The following is a 21,984-nucleotide window of genomic DNA, read 5'->3' as shown; positions in this document are numbered from 1 at the left end:
TGTCCAGCGGTATCGCTTGAAGCAACAGAACAACGAAAACAGCGGGACGGAACCTGAGGGCACGGAAAAGCGGCCTGTTTGCCGCGCGTTAGCCGGATCGCCTCAGCCATTCCCGCCACAGGCGAGGAAACCGGGACGCCATGAGCGGCTCATACGATACCGAGGTGCTGATCGTCGGTGCCGGGCCGGCGGGCCTGTCGCTGGCCACCGAACTCACCATGCGCGGCATCACCGCCGTCGTGGTCGAGCAGAACGAGCGCGTCGGCGTACAGCCGCGCGCCAAGACCACCAATGTTCGCACCATGGAGCAAATGCGGCGCTGGGGGCTGGCTGCCAAGGTGCGCAGCCTGTCACCGATCCCGCCCGAAGTGCCGCGCCGCGTGCGCTTTGCCACCTCTCTGTTCGGCGGCGATCTCTGGTTGTTCGAGAACTCGTTTTGCGCGGCGCGGCAGCGCGACGACCGCTTCTCGGAAAACGCCGAGTGGATTCCGCAATACACCATCGAGAAAGTGCTGCTCGATCATCTTACCGGCCAGCCTAAGGCGACGGTGAAGTTCAGACAGCGGTTTATCGACTTCGTACAGGACGACGACGGCGTCACCACGCGCATTGCCGACCTCGCTACTGGCGAGACGCGCACGATCCGCGCCCGCTATCTCGTCGGCGCCGACGGCGGACGCTCGCCGGTGCGCACGCAACTTGGCTTCTCGATGCAGGGCCAGTCCGGCATCGTGTCGTTCGTCACGCTGATCCTGAAGATTCCCGGGCTTTCCGCCGATCCCAAGCTGCAACCGGCCTTGATGCACTGGCTGGTCGACCCGGCGGCGCCCTGCATCATGGGGCCGATGGATCGCGACGACACCTGGTTCTTCAATGCGAGCCCAAGGGCCAGTGCATCGGGCGACGACGCACAGATCCACAATGAAATTCGCCACGCGCTGGGGGACCGCTACGACTACACCGTGCTGGCCAAGGACCTGTGGACCGCGCACAAACTGCTCGCCGACCGCTACGGCGAAGGCCGCGTTTATCTTGCCGGCGATGCCTGCCACCTGCACTCGCCCTTCGGCGGCCACGGCATGAATTGCGGCATTGGCGACAGCGTCGATCTCGGCTGGAAACTCGCCGCAACGCTGCAAGGCTGGGGCGGACCAAGCCTGCTCGATTCCTACGAGACGGAACGCCGGCCGGTGCATCAGCGCGTGCTCGATTCCGCGACAGAGAATCTGGCGACGCTCAGCGGCAGTTTCTCGGCGCCCGAACTACTCGAGGACTCCGAGCGCGGCGAAGACGCCCGGCGCGAGATCGGCAAAGCGGTGGAGAAGGCCAAGACACCGGAATTCCGCTCGCTCGGCCTCGTGCTCGGCTACAGTTATGCCGGTTCGCCGATCGTCGCACGCGAGGACAAGGCGCCGCCGCAACCCAACGTCGTCGAACTGCGGCCGAGTGGCTATCCCGGCGAGCGAGCGCCGCATGCGTGGTTGGCCGACGGCCGGTCGATTTATGACATGTTCGGTCTCGGCTTTACGCTGCTGGTGACAGGCGAAGCACCGGCGGCGGACCTCGCCGCGGCGACGGCAGAAGCGGCGCGACAGACCGTGCCGCTCGCTGTAGCATCGCCGAACGAGCCGCGCCTGAACGCGCTCTATGGTGCACGCTATGTGCTCATTCGCCCCGACCAGCACATTGCCTGGCGCGGCGATACGCTCGACGATTTTGCCGCCGTGCTGACCATGGCGCGCGGCGGCGCCAAGAACGACAAAGAACAGGCGTCTCCACAGACGGGACGCCGGCAAAACGCATAAGGGGAGGACACCATGATTTCACGCCGTACACTTCTGGGCACGGCCGCGGCCGGCGCCACCGTCATCGCCAATGTCATCGCTATGCCGGGCGTTCTGCGCGCCGCGCCGGTCAAGCTCAAGCTGTCGCACTATCTGCCGCCGAAGCACCAGATCAACACCGAGCTCAACCGCTGGGCAGGCGAACTCAAACAGAAGAGCAATGGCGAGCTCGACATCGAAGTCTTCCCCGCCGGCCAGATGGGCCCGCCACCGCGCCAGTTCGATCTGGCGCGCACCGGTGTCGCCGACATCTCGTTCTTCTTCACCGCGCTGGTGCCGGGCCGCTTCCCGCTATCCGAGGTTCTCGGCGCGCCGTTCCTGTTCACCAATGCCGCCGGCAAGCCGCTCAGCGCCGCTCAGGCGTCCTTCATCGGCACCAATCTGCGCGAAGACCTCGCCGCCGAATTCGCGGGCACTGAACTGCTCTACTCGGTGCTGTCGCCGACGGTCGGCTTTTTCATGCGCGACAAGCAGGTCAAGACGCCCGACGACCTAAAGGGTCTCAAGATCCGCCCGACCTCGACCACGATGGGCTCGCACCTCAAATCCTGGGGCGCCGTGCCGACCACGATCGCGCCGGCCGAGGTCTCCGATGCTATAGCCAAGGGTGTGGTCGATGGCGCGATCTTCAACTGCGAAGGCGGCGCCGCCTTCCAGCTCCATCACTCCGTCAAGAAAGTGTCGATGTTCGGCGACTCCGCCGCGCCCTTCGCGCTGGTGATGAACTCGGGCGCGTTCAAGGGATTGCCCAAGGACATGCAAAAGCTGATCACCGACACCACGGGGCCGGAAGGCGGCCGCCGCGTCGGCAAGCTTTATGACGACGCCGAGGCCGCCGGCCGTAAGGTGTTCGTTGAGGCCGGTGTCGAAGTGATCGACATCGACGGCGCGGCCATCGAACCGTTCAAGAAGCTCGCCGACGTGCCGACGCAGGAACAGATCACCGCGCTCGAAGCCAAGGGCATGAAGGCGCGCGCGCTGCTGTCCAAGGTCCGCGGCCTGGTCGCGCAGGCATGAACCAGGCGCTTCATGAAACTTGAGCGCGCGCTCGGGCACATCGCGAGAGCATGCACGGCGCTGGGCGCAGTCGCGCTCGCGGTGATGATGCTCTCGACCAACTATGACGTGGTGGCGCGGGCGCTGTTCCGCGCCCCATTGCACGGCGCCGTCGATATCGTCGAGATGATGGTGCTGTGCAGCGCCTTTCTCGGCCTGCCGGAAATCTGTCTGCGCGACGAGCAGATCCGCGTCGATATCGCCGACAGCTTCGTGCCTCACTGGGTCGCCGCCACGCTGAAGGTCGCGGCGCTGCTCGCCAGCATGGCCTTTCTGGCGATTCTCGCGGTTAACGTCACGCACCCGATGGTGGACTCGTGGCGGTTCGGCGACATCAAACCGGATACCGGCTTTCCGACCTATCCACTGTACGCCCTGACTCTGTTCTGCCTCCTCGCCTCGATCGCGGCGACGGCGGCGGTTCTGGTCAGCGCCTTCCGCGGCAAGCCGGCGGCCCAATCATGACGGCTACGACCATCGGCGTCATCGGGCTCGCCAGCCTCGTCGTCCTTATCCTGCTGCGCATTCCGGTCGCGGTGGCGCTCGGCCTTGTCGGTTTCTTCGGCTATGCCGCGCTCGACGGCTTTGCCCGCGCCAACCTGATGATCAGCGGCGTGCCGGTCGAATTCGCCTCGACCTACACCTTGTCGGTGGTGCCGCTCTTCACACTGATGGGCGCGGTGGCGGCGAGCGCCGGCTTATCGTCCGACCTGTTCCAGGCCGGCCGCGTGCTGTTCCGCGGCGCGCGCGGCTCGCTGGCGATCGCGTCGATCTTCGCTTCAGCCATGTTCGGCGCGGTGTGCGGCTCATCGGTCGCGACTGCGCTCACCATGAGCAAGGTATCGATCCCGGAAATGCTGCGCGCCAAATATCCGCCGACGCTGGCGGCCGGCGCGGTCGCCGCGGGCGGCACGCTCGGCATTCTCATTCCGCCTTCGCTGATCCTGATGATTTACGCCATCATCGCGCAGCAATCGGTCGCCAAACTGTTCATGGCGGCGCTGATCCCAGGCATCATCCTCACCGCGCTCTACAGCATCACGGCGCTGATCTATTACCGCTGGCTGACCGGCAACGCGCCGGAGCCCGAATATGCCCAGCGCCAGAACGACACGCTGGTGCGTTCCTTCGCCCGCATCTGGCATGTGATCCTGCTGTTCGGCGTGACGCTCGGCGGCATCTATGCCGGCTGGTTCACGCCGACCGAAGCCGCCGCCATCGGCGCGCTCGGCGCCATCCTGCTCGGCCTTATGCTCGGCCGCCACAAGCTTTCCGACACCTTCGGGTGCTTCTTCGAGACCATCCGGCTGGTGTCGAGCCTGGTGTTCATCGTCATCGCCTCGGCGGTGTTCTCCTATTTCGTGGTGCAGACCGGGGTATCGAACCAGCTTATCGGCGCGCTCAAGGGCATCGGCCTCGACGCCATCGGCGTCATCGTCGCGGTGTGCGTTCTGTACATCGTGCTGGGCGCCTTCCTCGAAGGCATCGGCATGCTACTGATCACGGTGCCGATCACGCTGCCGCTAGTCTTGTCCTACGGCTACGACCCGGTCTGGTTCGGCGTGCTGCTGGTGATCCTGATCGAGCTCGGGCTCATTCATCCGCCGATGGGCATGAACCTGTTCGCCATCAACGCCGTCACCAAGGAAATCAACATCTTCGACATCTATAAAGGCTCAGCGCCGTTCCTCATCGCACCGCTGCTACTCATCGTGCTGATGATCATGTTCCCGCAGATCGTGTTGTGGCTGCCGGCGCAGATGAATTAGGCATCACACGTCTTCCGGATTATCGACATAGACGAGCCCAGCCTTCGCCAGCGGCTCGCGCATGTTGTACATATCGAGGCCGAGCACCCCCGACGCCAGCTTCTGGCGCTTGGCGTCCTCGTCGTCGAAGCGTTTCTGCGCCTTGGCGGCGACATCGGCGCAATATTTCTTCGGAATGACGACAACGCCATCGTCATCGGCGACCACCGCATCGCCAGGCTCGACATTGACACCGGCGCACACCACCGGGATGTTGACCGAACCGAGCGTCGCCTTGACCGTACCCTTCGACGAGATCGCGCGCGACCACACCGGAAAACCCATCTCCTTGAGCGTCGCCACGTCGCGGCAGCCGGCATCGATGACCAGACCCTTGACGCCGCGCGCCTTCATCGAGGTCGCCAAGAGATCGCCGAACATACCGTCGGTGTTGTCGGCAGTAACGGCGAGAACGACGATGTCACCGGGCCGGCACTGCTCGACCGCGACATGGATCATCCAGTTGTCGCCGGGCTGCGCCAGGATGGTCACCGCAGGGCCGGCAATGCAGGCGCCGGGATAGATCGGGCGCATGTAAGGCTTCATCAGGCCGTAACGGCCATAGGCCTCATGTACGGTGGTGGCGCCGAGCTTCTCGAAGGTTTCGATGGCCTTCGGATCGGCACGCTTGATGTTGCGAACAACGACGTTTTTCATTTGTGTGTCCTCAGCCCAGCTCGAACGTCACCCGCGGGAACAGGGTCTGGTAGGCCTCGCCGTAAGTCATCGGAATGCCGGTGTTGCGCGAGCCCTGGATGCCTCGGTTCAGCGCGACGCGCTCGTAATAGCCCCAAAGGTGCTTTTGCGCCGCGAGGATCTGGAACGCCTTGTATTTCTGCTCCCAGACATCGTCGATCTTGAGGATCACGTCCGGCTTGTAGTTGCACTGCTCGGGCTGGTGCGGCTCGAACATGTAGAACGGCGGCGCCGAATACTTGTACTGCGCGCCCGGCTTGTGCCCCATGGCCTGCGCCACGACGCGGGTTTCCTGCGCGAAATGGCAGGCGTTCGGGTGATCGAAGTTGTAGGGGTCCTCGAGGGCGTGGCTGAGCACGAAGCTCGGGTTGAGTTCGCGGTAGATATCAACCATGCGGTCGAAATGTTCCTCATTGAGCTTGAGCGGATAGTCGCCGCAGTCGAAGAACTCGATCTCGGCGCCGAGCAAATCGGCGGCGCGCTGCGCCTCGTCCTTGCGGCCGGCTTTCACGCTGTCCAGCGTGGCGCCCTTCTCCTTCCAGGCGAACTGGCTTTCGCCGCGTTCGCCGAAGGACAGGCAAACGATCTTGACCTTGTAGCCCTTCTTCGCGTGCAGTGCGATCGCGCCGCCGGCGCGCCAGACGAAATCGCCCGGGTGGGCGGTGACGACGAGACCTGTCTTCTGCTCCGACATGGACGCTGTACCTTCTCCTGAGTGTCAAAACCCGCCGTGCTTCGCGGCGTCGATAGCCTGCCGGAGCAGGCCGATGAAGCTGGTGAGATGCTGGCGCATCGCTCGTTCGGCGGCCTCGGCGTCGCCGGCACAGACGGCGGCGACGATGGCGCGATGCTCCGCGAGCGACGCCTGCGGCCGGCCGGGCAGCAGGATGACGCGATACTGCAGCCGGACAAGGTGCGATTTCAGCGTATCGAGAATGCGGTCGGCGGTGGTGTTGCCGGCCATCGCCTGCAACTGACGATGCAGTGCGGCGTTGAATTGCGAGTAACGCATCGTATCGCTATCGGCGATCGCCTGCTTCATGTCCTTTTCGATGGCTTTCAGCCGCGCGCGGCCTTGCGCGTCGCCGCGTGAGGCGGCCTGCCGCGCTACCATGACCTCGATGGCGAGCCGCGTCTCGGCGATCTCGATGGCTTCGTCATCGGTTACGGCGCGCACGCGGGCGCCGCGGTTCGGCTCGCGAACGACGAGACCTTCCTGATCGAGCATGGCCAGCGCCATGCGGATATTGGCGCGATTGACCCCGAACTGCTCGGCAAGTTCGACCTCGATGAGCCGTTCGTTGGGGGTCAACCGGCCGCGCGTGATCGCGTCGCGCAAACGCGCGGTGACGTCGATCTCGGCGGCTTTGGCAGCGCGGGCGGCAGGCATGGAAGGTACAATCTGGTTGACATGATTGTTAACAATTGAACGCGGCAGGAGTCAATGGCGGTCATTCCCTTCTGCCGGATTAATGGCGGGTGCTGGTCAGGGTCTCGGGAGATCAATCGCAAAGACGACGTAACGGCGGGCGCGCCTGCCAATGCGCGACCCGGACACCGAACTACTCGCTCTGTTTCGGCCTCGATATCGACTGAGCATTCAGCCTGATTGCGGCGTTCGGGGCGCCATACCCTGCGTAGCCGTCGCGCTGCACGATCTCGAAGAAGAAGCCGCCTTCCATTGTGGCCGTGTAGGCCTGGAAATACGCGCCTTTGGCGTCCGTATCATAGAGAATATTCAGCGCCTTCAGCGCCGCGATGTCCTTTTCCGACAGGTCGCCGCGCGATGCCAGATCGTCGTAATAGTTCTCGGGCATCGTCAGCATCTCGATGCCATTGGCAACGAGCTTTTGCACCGTGGCGCGAATGTCGCCGGTCGCGAGCGCGATATGCTGCACGCCCGAGCCGAAGAACTCGTAGACGAAGCGCGACGACAAGGTCTGGTTGCTCTGCGAGCCGTTGAGCACCATGCGCAGGCCGTGGCCGGGGCGATCGAGCGCGCCGCTTTCGATGACCTGGCTCTGCACGATACCGCCCGGATCGACGACGGCCTGACTTTGCGTGCGTCGGGTGACGAACAGCGACGTATAGAACAAGAGCCAGGTCAGCATCTCCTCATAGAACATGGTCTGCGAGACGTGATCGACCGCGAAGAGTCCGGCGTCCGCGGTGCCGCTCGTCACCGGCTCGAAATCGACGGTCGACCAGCCGCCAAGCACCGATTTATCATCGACGAAATACAAAAGGCTGCCGCCGACTCCGCGGATCGCCGGAATATTGAGCTCGCCCCGCCCCACTGCGCCTTCGTGCGGCACGTCGAGCAGCGCCTTGGCGCGGGCGATGGTAGCGCCGGCATCCGGAACGCGAAGCGCCATGGCGCAGACCGAAGTGCCGTGGGTGATCTGGTAGCTGTGGGCAAAGCCTTCATCATCGCTGTTGACCACAATGCGGATGCCGCCTTGTGTCCATAAGTTGACGTTTTTCGATTTGTGGCGGCCGGTCATGGCGAAGCCGAGCTGCGTGAGCAGGGCTTCAAATCGCGGCCGGTCACCCTCATGGACCGCGAATTCGATGAACTCGATCGCTTCGACCGCCTCCGGCGGCGGCATCGGCACGGCGCCGTTGACCGGAGAACCATGCCGGCGTGATGCCTCGTCAAGCAAATAGATCAGCGAACGGTGACCATCGAGCGCCACCGAACGGGCCGAGCCCGCGCGGAAGCGATCGTTGAAGATTTCCAGCGACAGGTAGCCGTCGTATCCCGTCGCGACCAGCGCATCCATGAAGGCGGCGAGGTCAAAATCACCTTGCCCCGGCAGGCAACGCCAGTGCCGGCTCCAGGACAAATGATCCATCTCCAGCTTCGGCGCATCGGCGATCTGCACCAGAAAGATGCGGTCCTTTGGAATGGTGCGGATCGGCTTCAGGTCGATACCGCGCGACTGGATGTGAAACGAGTCGAGCACGATGCCGACACTGTCCTGGCCCGAGCGGCGCACCACTTCCCAGGCGTCACGGTAGTCGAAGATCTGCCGCCCCCAGGCCAGCGCCTCATAACCAACACGCATCTTGCGTTTGGCCGCGCGTTCGCCGAGCAGAGCGAAGTCCTCGGCCAGCCGGTCGATGCCGCCGCTGGTTTCGTTCGACGTGCTTGAGCATACGAACAGGAGGTCGGAGCCGAGTTCCTGCAGGAGATCGAACTTGCGCTCGGCGCGCTCCAGCGCCTTGTCGCGCCTGTCGAGCGGCAAACCCTCGAAATCGCGAAACGGCTGGCAGGTCACGATCGTCAGGCCGAGGTCGTCGCAGATACGGCGGACCTCCTTCGGCGAAGCCGGATAGGCGATCAGATCGTTTTCAAAAATCTCGACCGCCTTGAAACCCGCCGACGCGATCGCTTCCAGCTTCTCCACAAGATTGCCGGACAGACACACCGTCGCGATTGAGGTTTTCATCGATCGCTTTCCTTACACTTGCCCATTCGCCAAGCCTTGCCGGCTCGACGCCGAGCGCTTCAATGCGCTCCGACCGGAGACGTCTCCCCGACATGCCCGCCGAGGAACAGTTGTCCGACCCGCGGATCGACCAGCAACCTGGAAGCCTTGTCGTGCATCCGGGTCTGGCCAAGTTCGAGCACGATACCGTAATCCGACATGACCAACGCCGCCTTGGCGTTCTGCTCGACCATCAGGATCGTCACGCCCTGGTCGCGCAGCCGGATCAGCGTCCTGAACACTTCCTGCACCAGATTAGGCGAGAGGCCGATCGAAGGCTCGTCAATCAGGATGAGCTTGGGATCGAGCAGCAAGGCGCGTGCCACTTCAAGCTGTTTCTGCTGGCCACCGGAGAGTTCCACGGCCTTACGGTTGCGGAATTCGCGCAGCATCGGAAACTGGTCCATGACGGTCTCGATGCGTTGCTTCACCTTATCCTGGTCCGGCGCGGTGACGCCGCCGAGTTCAAGATTGTGATAGACGGATAACTGCGGAACGATGTTGCGGCCTTGCGGCACATAGGTGACGCCCTGGGCGATCATCTGCCGGGGACTGCGCCGCGTGACATCCTGCCCGTCGATGAGCACCTGACCGGATTCGATCTTGAGCAGGCCGAAAATGGCCTTGAAGACCGTCGATTTGCCGGCGCCATTCGGGCCGATCACGGTCGTGATGGTCGCCTTCGGAATCGCAAACGACACGCCATTGAGGATCGTGATCTTGCCGTAGCCGCCGACGATGTCCTTGAGTTCGAGCACGGCTCAGCCTCCAAGATAGGCGTCGATGACGGTCTGATTCGACCTGATCTCGTCGGGCGTGCCCTCGGCAATCACCGCGCCCTCCGCAAGCACGATGATCCGCGTACACAGGCTCATCACGAATTCCATGTTGTGCTCGATCACGACGAAAGTCGTGCCGTGCTCGGCATTATAGGCGACAAGACGATCCTTGAGATGCGCCAGCATCGTGAGATTGACGCCGCCCGCCGGCTCGTCGAGCAGGACTATGCTCGGACCCGCCATGAAGGCCATCGCAGCATCGACCAGTTTCTGCTGACCGTAGGACAGCGACCCGGCCAGCTCGTCGCGTAGATGCGTCAGTTTGAAGAAGGCAATCATCCGCTCGGCTTCTTGCGTCAGTCCGGCATCCGGCGCGCCGAACAGACGGGAGGCCATGGTGCCGCAATGCTCCTGACCCGCGAGGATGATGTTGTCGAGCACCGACATGCGCGGAAACACCGAGAGCTGCTGAAAGGTGCGCCCGACACCGAGCTTGCTGAGATCGGACGGACGCATGCCCGAGACGTCGCGCCCGTTGACCTCAACCTCGCCGGCATTCGGAATAAGCTGGCCGAGGATACAATTGAACAAGGTCGATTTGCCCGAGCCGTTCGGGCCGATCAGGCCGAGGATCTCGCCCTTCTGGACGTCAAAGGTCACGCCGCGCACGGCGCGGATGCCGCCGAAGCGTTTTTCGATGTTGCGGACGGAAAGGACTGGCGCGGTCATTTCAGGCCCGCTCCCTGGCTGAGATCGGCCCTAGCCTGCGGCCGCGACCAGATTTTCGCCCGAAGCCGCGCGCCAATCCCGACCAGACCCTCCGGCGCGTAGACCAGCATGACGATGACCAGCACGGAGTAGATGATGAGATAGTACCCTTCAGTAAAGCGGAGCACTTCCGGCAACAGGATCACCACACCGGAACCGAGGAACGGTCCGAAGAAGGAGCCCGCGCCGCCGACCACCACCATGAGCAGGATACGCAGCGAGTGCCCGACACCAAATGACGCCGGCTCGATGAACTGCACCAGGGATGTGACCAGGGCGCCCGCGAGCCCGCCATAGGCCGAGCCGATCGCGAAGGCGAGCAGCGTGATGCGCCGCGTATCGACACCAAGGCTTTCCGCGCGGATTGGATTTTCGCGCAGCGCCTTGAAGGCGCGGCCCCAGGGCGAGCGCACGATGCCCCACATCGCCAGCGCCGCGATCACGGTGATGGCCAGCGTGAAGTAGTAGAACGGCAACTGCTTCATGGTGGAGAACAGGCCGAAGCCCGGCCGCGGCATGCCGGCAAGGCCGTAGCTGCCGCCGGTCAGCCATTCCTCGTTGCGCAGCACCAGAAACACCAGCGTGTTGAATGCGAGCGTCACGAAGGCAAGGAAATGTCCTTTGACGCGCAGCGCAGGATAGCCGAGCAACAGGCCGATGACGAAGCAAGCGACCAGCGCGAGCGGCATGGCGACCATCCAGTGCCAGCCCGCCAGCGTCAGGAGCGCCGTGATATAGGCGCCGATCGCCATGAAAGAGGCCTGCGCCAGCGATATCTGGCCCGCATAGCCGAGCGTCAGGTTAAGACCCATCGCGGCAATGGCAAATACCAGCCAGGAGGTCAGCACATAGATGATATAATTCTTCTGCCCCAGCGGCGCAGCGACCGCCACGCCGAGCAGGAGAACGATGAGCAGGAAGCGCCATTTGCCTGTCATCACACCGACCTCCCTTCAGAGGTTCCCATGATGCCCTGCGGTCGAACCAGGATGATGACGATCAACAGCACAAGCGGCAGCGCGGCGCGATACTGCGCCGTGACATAGGTCGCCGTCAGATTGTCGAGAACGCCCACCAGCAGGCCGCCGACGAGCGCGCCGCGAATCTGGTTGAAGCCACCGACGATCGCCGCGATGAACGCGATGAGGCCGATAGTTTCGCCGTTCGAAAACTTGGCGAGATACACCGGCGTGATCAGGAACGAAGCGAGCGCGGCCAGCGCCGCATTGATCAGGAACGTGTACAGCACCATCCGCTTGACATCGACGCCAAGAATCTCGGCGACCGCGGGATTCTGCGCCGCCGCCTGCATGCAGCGGCCAGTTCGCGTGCGGTTGAGGAACAGCGTCAGCAGGACGACAACACCCAGCGACACGAGGAGATTGAGAATATCCTGCATCGATACCGCGGCGCCAAAGAAGTTCATCGGCGTATTGGAGAACAGCGCCGGAAACGGCTGCGCCTCGGCGGAGTAGAATTCTTTGACCGTCTCTTTGAGCAGGATCGCCAGCGCCATGGTCGCGATAATGAGCGTGATACCGCCATGTGGCAGGATCGGCTCGACAATCATTTTCTTGAAGGCGTAGCCTAGAACGAGCATCGACACGACGAGCCCGAAGCCCAAGGCCAGCCAGAACGGCATGCCGAAAAAACCCATGCCGATAAGTACGAAGAAGGCGGGCACCATGACGAACTCGCCTTGGGCGAAGTTCACGGTGTGCGCGGCCTGCCAGACCAAAGCAAAGCCGATCGCCGCCAGCGCGTAGATCGAACCGGTCGCTAGGCCGGACAGAAGAACCTGGAGAAACTGGGACATGGCGGCTCTTGAAGTTGACGCCCGCAGCGGCTCGTAACCGCCGCGGGCATCAGTTCAGGTTCAGTTGGCGGGAACGGTGCCGATCACGACCGGCGAACCGTTCTTGACTTGCACCATGAAGCTCGGACGCGACATCTCGCCGGTCTTGTCCCAGCAAGTGTCGAGCAGGATCTTCGGGTGGTCCGCGACCTTCAGGCAGAGGCCAAGAATCTTCTTCGAGAAGGCCTCGCCATCGAATTTGCCGACCATCTCGGTGACGTACTTCGTCGCCCAGGCGCCGACATAACCCTTGATGGCGTCATGGGTCGGCTTGCGCTTGAAGGTCTCCTCGAACTTCTTGGCAAATGCGCCGATGCCGGGCACATCGGTCGCGGTGGCGGTCACGCCGACATGAGCGATCGCGCCTTCCGCCGCGCCGCCGGCCAGTTCGATGACCTTGGCTTCGGTGAGCGTCACTTCGCCAACCAGCGGCATCGACAATGCCTGCTTCTTCGCCTCAATCAGGAAGCGCGCGGACTCTTCCTGATTCATGTAGACGAACACCGCTTCCGGGTTCGCCTGCTTCAGCTTCGCGACGTCGGAGGCGTAGTCGGTCTGCGCCTGCTCGGATGCGACGTCGGCAACGACTTCGATGCCGGCCTTCTTCATCTCGTCGATAAAGACATTCCGGCCGCCCTTGCCGAACTCGTTGTTGACCCAGGCGACGCCAACCTTCTTGGCCTTCAGCGTGTTCTTGAAATACGGCGTCAGCGCCGGAACACCTTTCTGCGCACCCGACGACGTGCGGTACACGAACGGATTGCCCTTCTGCACGATCGCCGGCGCTTCCGAGCCGACGAACTGCGGCGTGCTGTTCTGCTGCGCGACAAGCATGTTCACCATCGTCGAGCCGGAATAGATCGTACCCCAGATCGCGTAGGCGCCAGCGTCAATCGCCTTCTGCACCATGGCACGCGAGACCTGCGGATCGGTCTGCGTGTCGTACTCGGTGACTTCGACCTTCTTCTTGAGAATGCCGCCGGCGGCGTTGATTTCCTCAACCGCAATCTTGATGCCGTCACGCCAGTTGGTACCGGCCGGCGCACCGGCACCCGACAGTTCGGCCACCATGCCGATCTTGACGGTGTCTTGTGCATAGGCCGGGCTGGCCACGAGCAGCGCGGCCGTGACCGCTATGAGACTCTTCTTCATTCGAAACCTCCCTCGATTTTTTGTCAGGCGTTTAAGGCACCGTCTCCGCTGTGCCACCCGATCATGCAAGTATCAGGAGACAAGGTTTTCGGCCAACCCTTCCTCGTTGGCAGAACGCCGTATCGGCGGCGCGGCCGCCAGCAAGAAGTCGGCAAGCTTTTCGGCCTGCGCATCGAACATCTCGGAGCCAGTCATCGTCCGGCAGCCGAGCCGGCGCGCAACCTCTATCAGAGGTGGAATCTCCGGTTTGGTGACGACGCAGGCGACGAATTGCTCCGGACGCAGAGCCGAGGACTCGATCGGCATCGGGTCCCCCGCTTTCATACCCATTGGCGTGGCATTGGCAACCAGATCGAAGCCGGTGGGGTCCGCCCCGCCCGCCGTCACCCGCCCGGAGAAACGTTGTGCGAGCTTGCCGACGACGGCATCGCGCCGCGCAATGTCGAGGTCGTGAATGGCAAGATGGGCCGCGCCACGGTTGAGAATTTCCAGCGCGATGGCCGCGCCGGCGCCGCCGCAACCGGCAAGCAGCGCACGCTTGCCGGCGACATCGAAACCATGACGGGCGATGCCATCCAGGTAACCAACGCCGTCGGTATTATCCCCAGTCCATCCTTTGTCGTTGCGCCGCAGGACATTGACGGCGCCGACGAACTGCGCACGGTCCGTCCACGTCTCACAGCATAGAAATGCCGCTCGCTTGTGCGGCACGGTGACCAATATGCCACCGACATTTTTCACGGCATGGAGTGAGGCCATCAGGCCAGCTAGATCAGCAGGCGACACCTGCATCGGAATGCAGACGGCATTTTCACCACGCGCGGCAAAGATAGCGGTGATGGCCGCCGGCGATTTCACCTGTTCGACCGGATCGCCGACAATCGGAAATATCGCGGTCGCGCCTGTCGGAAAGCCTGCGTCCATTCTGCGTTTCCGGCCGAGACAACCATTCCTCGGCCACTCCCGATTGGATTTTCGGGCCAGAAAGTACCAAATCGGCCTACGTACCGCGATTACTATTTTTTATCGCTTCCGTAACATCATGTTATCGCCGCCTGCGCACGATCTTGCGGGGTCGGCGCGATTTCTGGCGCAGCGAACTGACCGCCATCATCTCGGCCCGGAGGATGCCGATGAATTCTTCGGCGAATGCCGACAGCGGCAGATCGTTACGGTAGGCAGCATAAGTGTGGAATTCGCTGGGCGCGTCGATTTCGAGCGCCTTGAGTCCGGGCACGGCGTTATGCGCCACCGTAAACTCATCAATGATGGCGATGCCGAGACCCGCCGCCACCAGACTGCACACCGTGGTGCCGAAGCGCGCTTTCACGTTCATCCGGTAATCGATCCCCGCATCGACGAACATCGCCGCCATGATGGCGCCGTAAGGATCTTTGGGATTGATACCGATAAGAGGATGCTCCGACATCTGAGCCGGCGTGATTTTCCTGCGCGAGGCAAGCGAACTGTTCTCCGGCACAATGCACAGCAGTCGACCGCTTGCCAGCGGCTCGAACTTGATCAGCGGATGCTCGAAGCGCGATGAGATCGCCACCACCTCGCCCCGGCCGAGCAGAAGAAAGTCGATTGCCTCCTCGATTTTCACGATATTGACGTCGAGCCCGAGATCCGGAAAGCGTCGTCTCAGTCCCGCGATGGCGCGCGGCAGCATCACGTTGGCAATGCTGGGAACCGAAGCAAGGCAGAACTCCTGCGACCGGCCGCGACCAAGATTGTCGACCGCCAGTTGCAGCTCCTCCAGCTTTCGATGGACGGTGTCCAAGAGATCGAAGATGTTGCGCGCCTGCGCCGTAGGCACATATCGCCCGGCGCGGCGATCGAACAGCCGGACGCCGAGCGAGTCCTCCGAGTACTTCATCAAACGGCTGATGCCGGGCGCCGCCACGTTCAGCAGCCGCGCAGCACCGGCGATGCTGCCGGTCACCATGATGGCGCGGATGACTTCGATTTGCCGGAGCGTAAGCATGGAAAGCCATGCTATCCGTTCCCTACGAGGCCATCAACAAACGGCCAAGCGGGCTACAACCCGATTAATCCCTTAGGCACCCGAACGAAGGCTCGCCCGATCGCCTGAGAAGGCTGCCTCCACCAAAGTGGCCATAGTTGCGAGTTCAATCGGACGCGGATTGTTCTTGATGAGCCGCGCGCTGCCCATCGCCTGTTCGGCGACCGTCGGCAGTTGCGCCCTCACCAAGCCGAGATCGGCGATGGTCTTCGGAATGCCGATGGAAGCGAACAGGCTTTCGACCGCGTCGATGGTGGCGCCGGCCGCTTCCCCCACCGTGCGCGCGCCAAGATCGAGGCCCATCGCGCGGCCGATCTCGGCCAGTTCCGGCTCGCAATGGCCGCGATTGAATTCCATCACGTAAGGCATCATCACGGCGACGCCGGAGCCATGTGGCGTGTGCGTCATGGCGCCGACCGGATACTGCACGGCATGCGCCGCCGCGGTACCGGCGGTGCCGAAGGCTAGCCCGGCCATGGTCGCGCCGAGCATCAGGCGCTCGCGTGCCTCCTTGTCGGCGCCATTGTCGACCGCACGCTTGAGACTTCCCGCGATATACGAGATCGCCGTCAGCGCGTAGTTGTCGCTGAGCACGTTCTTGCCGAGGAAGACGTGCTCGTGAACGATGGAGCCAGTCGGCTCGCGGCGCATAGTCGTGAAGGCCTCGATGGCATGCGTAAGCGCATCGGCGCCGGACACGGCAGTGAGGCCCGGTGGGCAGGAGTATGTGAATTCGGGATCGCAGATCGCGGTATTGCTGATGATGTGCGGCGAGGCGATCCCCACCTTCACCGCACGATCGGGATCGGTGACGACCGCGACCGGAGTCACTTCCGAGCCGGTGCCCGATGTCGTCGGCAGCGAGATGAGCGGCAGCACCGGACCCGGCACCTTGAACTCACCGTAGTAGTCGGAAATCCGGCCGCCATGCGCCAGCAGCACTGCGGCGACTTTCGCCGCGTCGATGCAACTGCCACCGCCGATGCCGATAACAAGATCGGCGCCAAGCGCCTTGCCGGCGTCGACGGCGCGCGCGATGCATTCGACCGGCAGCTCAGCGATGGTGCCGTCGAAGACGCGAACCTGCAGGCCAGCCTGTTTCAGCGAACCGATCATCTGAAGAAAGTCGGCGTCGCCGCTCAGGCGCTGGTCGGTGACGACCAGCGCGCGGCTGCCCAGAGCCTTGCCATAGCCGGCGAGCGCCCGACGCTGGCCGGCGCCGAAGACGAGATTGCGCGGTGTGCGCAGTGTTCCGAACAATGACAATTCCAACTCCTGTACCGCTTTAATCTTCGTCGACCAGCAATTCGCGGCCCTTACTGAACGACGGCACCAGCGCCGAGCCCAGCGCGAGAAACGCTGCGGTGAGCAGCGCCAGCGTCAGCGGCTCGCTCAGGAAGGTCCACACATTGCCGTTGCTGAGAATGAGGCCGCGCCGCAGGTTGTCTTCCAGCATTGAACCAAGCACGAGGCCAAGCAGAAGCGGTGCCAGCTCGAACCGGAGCTTGTAGAACAGATAACCGAGCGCGCCGAAGGCAGCGACCTCCAGCACGTCCGACGGCCGCGAGTTCACCGAGTAAATGCCGATGCAGCAGAATAGCACGATGGTCGGGAACAAGAGGTGATACGGCACCTTGAGGAATTTCACCCAGATTCCGATCAGCGGCAGATTGATGACGACCAGCATCAGGTTGCCAACCCACATCGACGACACCACGCCCCAGAACAGGTCAGGATGCTTGGTGATGACCTGCGGGCCGGGCACGACGCCGTGCAATGTCATGGCGCCGCCGACCAGCGCCATCACCGCTGTTGACGGCAGGCCGAGTGTCAGCAACGGAATGAACGTTGTCTGCGCGGCAGCGTTGTTGGCCGACTCTGGCCCGGCGACGCCCTCTATGGCGCCTTTGCCGAAGCGTTCCGGCCGCTTGGAGAGCGCCTTCTCCAACGCATAGGACACGAAAGACGACAAGGTTGCGCCATTGCCGGGAATGATGCCGATGATGGAGCCGAGCACCGAACCGCGCGCGATGGCGCCGGCGGACTGCTTGATATCCTCACGGTCAGGCAGCAAGCCGCCGGTCACTGCGCCGACGAACGGCTTCTGTTCCGGAAATTCGAGATTGCGCAGGATCTCGGCAATGCCGAACAGTCCCATCGACACGATGGCGATGTCGAAGCCGTCGTAAAGGATCTGCAGGCCGAAGGTGAGACGCGGCTCCGCTGTGATCTGGTCGGCACCGATCAGCGCCATGACGATGCCGATGATCAGCGTACAGACAGCCTTGACCACCGAACCGCCGGCCAGAACGATGGCGAGGGCAAGGCCCAGCACCATCAGCGCGAAATAGTTGCCGGCCGTGAAGCTCAGCGCCAGCTTCGACAGCGGGATCGCGGTGCCGGCAATGACGAAGGTGGCAAAGGTGCCGGCGATGAAGGAGCCGATGGCGGCGATGCCCAGCGCCTTGCCGGCCCGGCCTTGCTTCGCCATGGCATGACCGTCGAAGGTCGTCACCAGCGACGAAGTTTCGCCCGGCATGTTGACGAGGATCGCCGTCGTCGAGCCGCCATATTGCGAGCCGTAATAGATGCCGGCGAGCATGATCAGCGAACCGATCGGCTCGGCATTGTAGGTCAGTGGCATCAGGATGGCGATGGTCGCCAGCGGGCCGATGCCGGGGAGAACGCCGATCAGCGTGCCGAGTAGACAGCCGACGAAGCACAGAAAGACGTTCTGCACCGACATGATGGCCGCGAAGCCGACATAGAGATTGTTGAACAGATCAGCCACGCCGCATCTCCGGCAGACCGAAGAAGAAGACGTACAGCACCGCCGCGATCGCCGCATAGGCGACGTAGGCAATCCGCACCAGCGCGTCGATACCGATCGCGAAGGTCAGCGGGTCCTGGATGAACTTCGGAAACACCGGGATGGTGACGCTGAGCAGGTCCATGAAGATCAGCAGCATCGCGGCGGTCAGGCCGAAGGACAACACGATCAGGCTCTTCAAATCCATTTCCGGCGTCGCACTGCCGGCGATGAACACCGTCAGCGGACCGACGATTATCAGACCGAGCTGCGGCGTCGAGAACAGGCCGAAATTGCCGCCACGAATGAAAAGGCCGAACAGCACGATGGCGGCGAGCACGATCGCCGACGGACGAACCGCCAGATAGACGCGCTCGGCCCGGTCGTTGCCCTGCAGCAAGCCCTGAACGAGAACGGCGGCACCGGCCACGAACAGAAGAACGGCCAGGCCCCGCGGCAGTGCGCCGGAACCGATCCGGACCAGCGTGCCGCCGTCGAGGGCGCTCGCGCCGAACCAGATCAAGGCGGCGATGAAGACCATCAGCGCGCCTCCGATCACGTCGACCCGCTCAAAACGCGGGACGACTGTCTGCTGCGGCTTGGTGTGATGCGATGTCACGCTTAAACCCCGATTGCGGACGGCGCCCCGCCGCGCCGCTTACTTCTTGGCGTTGACCTGCTCGATGAGAGTCTTCCAGCTCTTGGTCTGGCGCTCCATGAAGGCCTGCGTTTCGTCGGCACTGTAGTCGAGATACTCGATCGCGACTTCTGCGTAGCGGTCCTGCACGGCCTTGGTCTTGAGCGCCTCGCGCGATCTGGCGTTGAGATACTCGACGATGGCCTTCGGCGTCTTCTTCGGCACGAACATCGCGACCCAGGAATCGATGATGTAGTCGTTGACGCCGAGCTTGTCGATTGTCGGCACGTTCGGCAGCGACGACGACTTTTGCGGCGTGGTGATCGCGATCGGCGTCACGGCACCCGACTTGATGAACGGCATGATCGACCCTGAGTCGGCGATGGTGGCCGAAGCGCGTCCCGCGACGACGTCGTTGATGGCGTCCACCGAACCCTTGTACGGCACGAGCGTCATGGCGAGACCCGAGCGCAGCTCGAGGCCGCGACGCGCAAGATCGCCGACACTGGTCCAGCTCGCATAAGTCAGCTTGCCGGGGTTTTCCTTGCCGTACTTCATCAGCTCCGGAAAGGACTTGATGTTGAGATTGTTCGCCACCACGAGGACGTAGGGCGTGTAGCCGATCATGGCGACGGCCTGAAGATCTTCGAGCGGCTTGTAGTCGGCCGCCTTGTTGCTGAAGGGATTGATGGCGATGGTCGAGGCGACGCCCATCAGCACCGTATAGCCGTCCGGCTCGGCAGCGATGCCCTGCTTGGTGCCGGGGATGCCGGCGGCGGCACCATTGTTCTCGACGATGATACGGTGGCCGATGATCGGCGCGATCGCCGCGCCCCAGATGCGCGTTTGCGTGTCGGCGCCGCCACCGGCAGCAAACGGCACGATCGCGGTGATGTTCTTGGCGGGATATTGCTGGGCCGAGGCGGTGCCACCCGCAACGGTCGCAACGGCGATTACGGCGGCAACGGCCAGGCTCCGCAGCGGACGGGTTTCCGAAGTTCGATTCATCGTCGTCTCTCCCTTTGGGTCTTTCGCACGATCGCGGACTTGTCGTCGCCCGCGTTGGGACTTGCCGAATGCCGGGATGCTAGAGAAATTTCGGTCTCGGCCCACCGGACAGACGCCCAGTTTCGGACAATGAAACAGGGGGCCGGGAGAGCCCGCCCGTCGCCCCTTAGCGCTGGGCACCCATCACATCGAGCACGGCGCCCGTCACGAGCGAGGCCTTGTCCGACAGCAACCAGATGACGGCTTCGGCCACTTCCTCCGGCCGGCCAGCGCGACCGAGCGGGTTCTTGGCGGCGAATTCCGCAACCCGGTCCGCCTGCCCGGCCTTGGCGTGAATCGGCGTGTCAATCATGCCCGGACGGATTGAATTAATGCGGACGCCATCTCGCGCCACCTCGACAGCCAGACCCTTGGTCATGGTGTCGACCGCGGCCTTGGAGCCGGCGTAATGGGTGAAGCGTCCCGGCGAACCGGTGAGCGCGCCGATGGAGGAGATGTTGACGATCGCGCCGCCCTTGCCGCCGAATTTGGTGGACATGCGCTTGATGCCCTCGCGACAGCAGATCAGCACGCCGACCGCGTTGACGGCGAAGATATCCATCGCCTCCTTGAAATCGTAGGTGTCGGCAGTGCGATGCTGCGGGCCGTTGACCCCGGCATTGTTAACGAGGCCGGTCAGCCGCCCGAACGCCTTGTCCGTTTCCTCGAACATCCGGACGATATCGGCCTCAACGCCCATATTGGCCTTGACGGCGATACCCTTGCCGCCGGCCTTGACGATGTCGCCGACGACGCCGTCGGCCAGTTCCTTCGAGCTGTTGTAATTGACGACGACATGGGCGCCGGCGGCGCCCAGCATGCGCGCGGTGGCGGCGCCAATGCCGCTGCTCGCGCCGGTAACGATGACAACCTGCTGCATGAGACCTCTGTCTTTCGAATTCCAATATGGGTGCGCGGCCGTGGGGCCCGATTTCGGGATCAGCCCGGCTTCTGCCAGCTCAGCAGTGTGCCGCCGGTCTTGACCTTCTGCTCGCCCTCGACGACGGGCAGCGGGTATTCGTCTTCGTTGATCACGAAGCCTTTCTTCGACGCGAAGTCCATGCGCGGCGGGCAGAAGATGTCATAGAGCGAACTCGAAGGACCGTCCTTGCCGATGCAGCGGCTGGTGTGGATGGCGAAGGCCGGAATGACCACCAGCGAAGGCGTTGCCATCTCCGCATGATCATCCGGCACCCAGGTGCTCATATCCGCACCCCAGTTGTAACGCAGGTGGTGCACCCAGGTGCCCTCAAAGCAGAGCGAGCCCTGCTCGAAGTCGTCGTGCCAGTGCGGGCTGAGCGAATTGGTCGGCCGGCGCGTGAAGAACTGGCCGAACAAATTGACCATCATATTGGTCGAGCGGAAACAGCGCGGCTGGATACGGTCGCCTTTCGGGTCGAGATATTGCGCCAGCGGATAATGGCGCAGCTTGAAGCCGCCGACCGGCGCCGGCCACAGGTCGGGCTTTGCCAGTTCCGGCGCGCCGTCGGCATAGGTGTCCTTGTTGACGGCGAGCGCCATGATGTCGGCCGAAGCCTTCGAGAAAATCCGCGCCACCTTGCCGGCGCTGCGCGCCACCACCCGGCTCGCGCCGGGCGGAACAATGGTCAGGGACTCCGGTTCCGCCTCCACCTTCTCACCGCCCGCGTCGATGGTGATCGACGCGCCGCCCGGCGGCAGGATGACCATGTACTCTTCCGGATTGTCGTCCCGCGCCAGCACCGCGCCCGGCTTCACCTCCGAGACGCAGACGGCGAAGTTGCCGCCACGGGTGATCCAGGTTCTGGCAAGGCCATCCTTGCCGGTTTCCTGCGGTTCCTGCTCGGAGAACACCGACTTGGAGGCCAATCGCCTCGACAATCCGCTCATCGTCCTTGTCCTTTGATGCGCATGAATGAGCGCCGACGGAGGGCGCGGCCATAGACGGCCCGGCGCGCATGGCTGCGCCGCGCGTGTGCCTGACTATGCGGCAGCGGCCCCCGATCCGGCAGCGCAATCCCGTCGAATTTCGGGTAA

The 21,984-nt window shown here is 63.2% G+C and carries 21 protein-coding genes; 4 read left to right on the top strand and 17 right to left on the bottom strand.

Annotated features, from left to right (window positions below):
- The first annotated feature begins 140 nt into the window (after positions 1-140).
- Genes E8Q40_RS04495 through E8Q40_RS04480 form a run of 4 tightly spaced genes read left to right on the top strand, consistent with a single transcriptional unit; the run spans position 141 to position 4,669 of the window.
- Positions 141-1,805 carry an FAD-dependent monooxygenase gene (locus E8Q40_RS04495; RefSeq protein ID WP_137043258.1) on the top strand — a complete coding sequence of 555 codons (1,665 nt, stop codon included), beginning with the start codon at positions 141-143 and terminating at the stop codon, positions 1,803-1,805.
- A 12-nt stretch (positions 1,806-1,817) separates the two neighbouring features.
- On the top strand, positions 1,818-2,861 hold the full coding sequence (locus E8Q40_RS04490) for a TRAP transporter substrate-binding protein (protein ID WP_137043257.1): 1,044 nt from the start codon (positions 1,818-1,820) through the stop codon (positions 2,859-2,861).
- A gap of 12 nt (positions 2,862-2,873) precedes the next feature.
- Positions 2,874-3,365, top strand: coding sequence for a TRAP transporter small permease (locus E8Q40_RS04485; protein WP_137043256.1), 492 nt, complete (start codon positions 2,874-2,876; stop codon positions 3,363-3,365).
- Complete coding sequence (locus E8Q40_RS04480; RefSeq protein ID WP_137043255.1) at positions 3,362-4,669, top strand: TRAP transporter large permease; 1,308 nt, start codon at positions 3,362-3,364, stop codon at positions 4,667-4,669. The genes E8Q40_RS04485 and E8Q40_RS04480 overlap by 4 nt, the downstream gene beginning before the upstream one ends.
- Positions 4,670-4,672: 3 nt before the next feature.
- On the opposite strand, the gene E8Q40_RS04475 is transcribed toward E8Q40_RS04480, so the two are convergent.
- The 17 genes from E8Q40_RS04475 to E8Q40_RS04395 all read right to left on the bottom strand — a co-directional run bounded on the left by E8Q40_RS04475 (position 4,673) and on the right by E8Q40_RS04395 (position 21,837).
- Positions 4,673-5,365 carry a 4-carboxy-4-hydroxy-2-oxoadipate aldolase/oxaloacetate decarboxylase gene (locus E8Q40_RS04475; RefSeq protein WP_137043254.1) on the bottom strand — a complete coding sequence of 231 codons (693 nt, stop codon included), beginning with the start codon at positions 5,363-5,365 and terminating at the stop codon, positions 4,673-4,675.
- 10 nt (positions 5,366-5,375) lie between these two features.
- Positions 5,376-6,098 (bottom strand): PIG-L deacetylase family protein, encoded by a 723-nt coding sequence (locus E8Q40_RS04470; protein WP_137043253.1) that lies wholly within the window; start codon positions 6,096-6,098, stop codon positions 5,376-5,378.
- Between the two features lie 24 nt (positions 6,099-6,122).
- The gene (locus E8Q40_RS04465) at positions 6,123-6,794 is read right to left on the bottom strand and encodes a GntR family transcriptional regulator (protein WP_137043252.1); all 672 of its coding nucleotides are present in this window, start codon (positions 6,792-6,794) and stop codon (positions 6,123-6,125) included.
- 172 nt (positions 6,795-6,966) lie between these two features.
- A complete protein-coding gene (locus E8Q40_RS04460; protein WP_137043251.1) occupies positions 6,967-8,856 on the bottom strand; it encodes a bifunctional sugar phosphate isomerase/epimerase/4-hydroxyphenylpyruvate dioxygenase family protein in 1,890 nt (629 codons plus the stop codon).
- A gap of 59 nt (positions 8,857-8,915) precedes the next feature.
- The gene (locus tag E8Q40_RS04455; RefSeq protein WP_137043250.1) at positions 8,916-9,653 is read right to left on the bottom strand and encodes an ABC transporter ATP-binding protein; all 738 of its coding nucleotides are present in this window, start codon (positions 9,651-9,653) and stop codon (positions 8,916-8,918) included.
- Between the two features lie 3 nt (positions 9,654-9,656).
- A complete protein-coding gene (locus E8Q40_RS04450; protein WP_137043249.1) occupies positions 9,657-10,403 on the bottom strand; it encodes an ABC transporter ATP-binding protein in 747 nt (248 codons plus the stop codon).
- Positions 10,400-11,380 carry a branched-chain amino acid ABC transporter permease gene (locus E8Q40_RS04445; RefSeq protein ID WP_137043248.1) on the bottom strand — a complete coding sequence of 327 codons (981 nt, stop codon included), beginning with the start codon at positions 11,378-11,380 and terminating at the stop codon, positions 10,400-10,402. Before E8Q40_RS04445 ends, E8Q40_RS04450 begins: the two co-directional genes overlap by 4 nt.
- On the bottom strand, positions 11,380-12,258 hold the full coding sequence (locus tag E8Q40_RS04440) for a branched-chain amino acid ABC transporter permease (protein ID WP_137043247.1): 879 nt from the start codon (positions 12,256-12,258) through the stop codon (positions 11,380-11,382). The genes E8Q40_RS04445 and E8Q40_RS04440 overlap by 1 nt, the downstream gene beginning before the upstream one ends.
- Positions 12,259-12,318: 60 nt before the next feature.
- The gene (locus E8Q40_RS04435) at positions 12,319-13,449 is read right to left on the bottom strand and encodes an ABC transporter substrate-binding protein (protein ID WP_137043246.1); all 1,131 of its coding nucleotides are present in this window, start codon (positions 13,447-13,449) and stop codon (positions 12,319-12,321) included.
- A 72-nt stretch (positions 13,450-13,521) separates the two neighbouring features.
- Positions 13,522-14,373, bottom strand: coding sequence for a shikimate dehydrogenase (locus E8Q40_RS04430; RefSeq protein ID WP_137043245.1), 852 nt, complete (start codon positions 14,371-14,373; stop codon positions 13,522-13,524).
- Positions 14,374-14,494: 121 nt separating this feature from the next.
- A complete protein-coding gene (locus E8Q40_RS04425) occupies positions 14,495-15,436 on the bottom strand; it encodes a LysR family transcriptional regulator (protein WP_137043244.1) in 942 nt (313 codons plus the stop codon).
- Between the two features lie 72 nt (positions 15,437-15,508).
- A complete protein-coding gene (locus tag E8Q40_RS04420) occupies positions 15,509-16,741 on the bottom strand; it encodes an iron-containing alcohol dehydrogenase (protein WP_137043243.1) in 1,233 nt (410 codons plus the stop codon).
- A gap of 19 nt (positions 16,742-16,760) precedes the next feature.
- The gene (locus E8Q40_RS04415; RefSeq protein WP_137043242.1) at positions 16,761-18,266 is read right to left on the bottom strand and encodes a tripartite tricarboxylate transporter permease; all 1,506 of its coding nucleotides are present in this window, start codon (positions 18,264-18,266) and stop codon (positions 16,761-16,763) included.
- Positions 18,259-18,903 carry a tripartite tricarboxylate transporter TctB family protein gene (locus E8Q40_RS04410; protein WP_137043241.1) on the bottom strand — a complete coding sequence of 215 codons (645 nt, stop codon included), beginning with the start codon at positions 18,901-18,903 and terminating at the stop codon, positions 18,259-18,261. The genes E8Q40_RS04415 and E8Q40_RS04410 overlap by 8 nt, the downstream gene beginning before the upstream one ends.
- Positions 18,904-18,942: 39 nt before the next feature.
- Positions 18,943-19,929: a tripartite tricarboxylate transporter substrate binding protein gene (locus E8Q40_RS04405; RefSeq protein WP_137043240.1), complete on the bottom strand. Its 987-nt coding sequence runs from the start codon at positions 19,927-19,929 to the stop codon at positions 18,943-18,945.
- A 166-nt stretch (positions 19,930-20,095) separates the two neighbouring features.
- Positions 20,096-20,848: an SDR family oxidoreductase gene (locus tag E8Q40_RS04400; protein WP_137043239.1), complete on the bottom strand. Its 753-nt coding sequence runs from the start codon at positions 20,846-20,848 to the stop codon at positions 20,096-20,098.
- A 59-nt stretch (positions 20,849-20,907) separates the two neighbouring features.
- Positions 20,908-21,837, bottom strand: a complete 930-nt coding sequence (locus tag E8Q40_RS04395) for a hypothetical protein (RefSeq protein ID WP_137043238.1) — start codon at positions 21,835-21,837, stop codon at positions 20,908-20,910.
- Between the last annotated feature and the right edge of the window lie 147 nt (positions 21,838-21,984).

Origin of the sequence: Pseudolabrys sp. FHR47 (genome assembly GCF_005153485.1) — a bacterium.
Classification (GTDB): domain Bacteria; phylum Pseudomonadota; class Alphaproteobacteria; order Rhizobiales; family Xanthobacteraceae; genus Pseudolabrys.
The sequence above is the reverse complement of the archived record's forward strand: the minus strand, read 5'-3'. Positions and strand labels throughout refer to the sequence as shown.

Excerpts from the sequence above, each read along its gene's own strand:
- E8Q40_RS04495 (WP_137043258.1), top strand. The coding sequence starts at position 141 with ATGAGCGGCTCATACGATACCGAGGTGCTGATCGTCGGTGCCGGGCCG.
- E8Q40_RS04490 (WP_137043257.1), top strand. The coding sequence starts at position 1,818 with ATGATTTCACGCCGTACACTTCTGGGCACGGCCGCGGCCGGCGCCACC.
- E8Q40_RS04485 (WP_137043256.1), top strand. The coding sequence starts at position 2,874 with ATGAAACTTGAGCGCGCGCTCGGGCACATCGCGAGAGCATGCACGGCG.
- E8Q40_RS04480 (WP_137043255.1), top strand. The coding sequence starts at position 3,362 with ATGACGGCTACGACCATCGGCGTCATCGGGCTCGCCAGCCTCGTCGTC.
- E8Q40_RS04475 (WP_137043254.1), bottom strand. The coding sequence starts at position 5,365 with ATGAAAAACGTCGTTGTTCGCAACATCAAGCGTGCCGATCCGAAGGCC.
- E8Q40_RS04470 (WP_137043253.1), bottom strand. The coding sequence starts at position 6,098 with ATGTCGGAGCAGAAGACAGGTCTCGTCGTCACCGCCCACCCGGGCGAT.
- E8Q40_RS04465 (WP_137043252.1), bottom strand. The coding sequence starts at position 6,794 with ATGCCTGCCGCCCGCGCTGCCAAAGCCGCCGAGATCGACGTCACCGCG.
- E8Q40_RS04460 (WP_137043251.1), bottom strand. The coding sequence starts at position 8,856 with ATGAAAACCTCAATCGCGACGGTGTGTCTGTCCGGCAATCTTGTGGAG.
- E8Q40_RS04450 (WP_137043249.1), bottom strand. The coding sequence starts at position 10,403 with ATGACCGCGCCAGTCCTTTCCGTCCGCAACATCGAAAAACGCTTCGGC.
- E8Q40_RS04445 (WP_137043248.1), bottom strand. The coding sequence starts at position 11,380 with ATGACAGGCAAATGGCGCTTCCTGCTCATCGTTCTCCTGCTCGGCGTG.
- E8Q40_RS04440 (WP_137043247.1), bottom strand. The coding sequence starts at position 12,258 with ATGTCCCAGTTTCTCCAGGTTCTTCTGTCCGGCCTAGCGACCGGTTCG.
- E8Q40_RS04435 (WP_137043246.1), bottom strand. The coding sequence starts at position 13,449 with ATGAAGAAGAGTCTCATAGCGGTCACGGCCGCGCTGCTCGTGGCCAGC.
- E8Q40_RS04430 (WP_137043245.1), bottom strand. The coding sequence starts at position 14,373 with ATGGACGCAGGCTTTCCGACAGGCGCGACCGCGATATTTCCGATTGTC.
- E8Q40_RS04425 (WP_137043244.1), bottom strand. The coding sequence starts at position 15,436 with ATGCTTACGCTCCGGCAAATCGAAGTCATCCGCGCCATCATGGTGACC.
- E8Q40_RS04405 (WP_137043240.1), bottom strand. The coding sequence starts at position 19,929 with ATGAATCGAACTTCGGAAACCCGTCCGCTGCGGAGCCTGGCCGTTGCC.
- E8Q40_RS04400 (WP_137043239.1), bottom strand. The coding sequence starts at position 20,848 with ATGCAGCAGGTTGTCATCGTTACCGGCGCGAGCAGCGGCATTGGCGCC.
- E8Q40_RS04395 (WP_137043238.1), bottom strand. The coding sequence starts at position 21,837 with ATGAGCGGATTGTCGAGGCGATTGGCCTCCAAGTCGGTGTTCTCCGAG.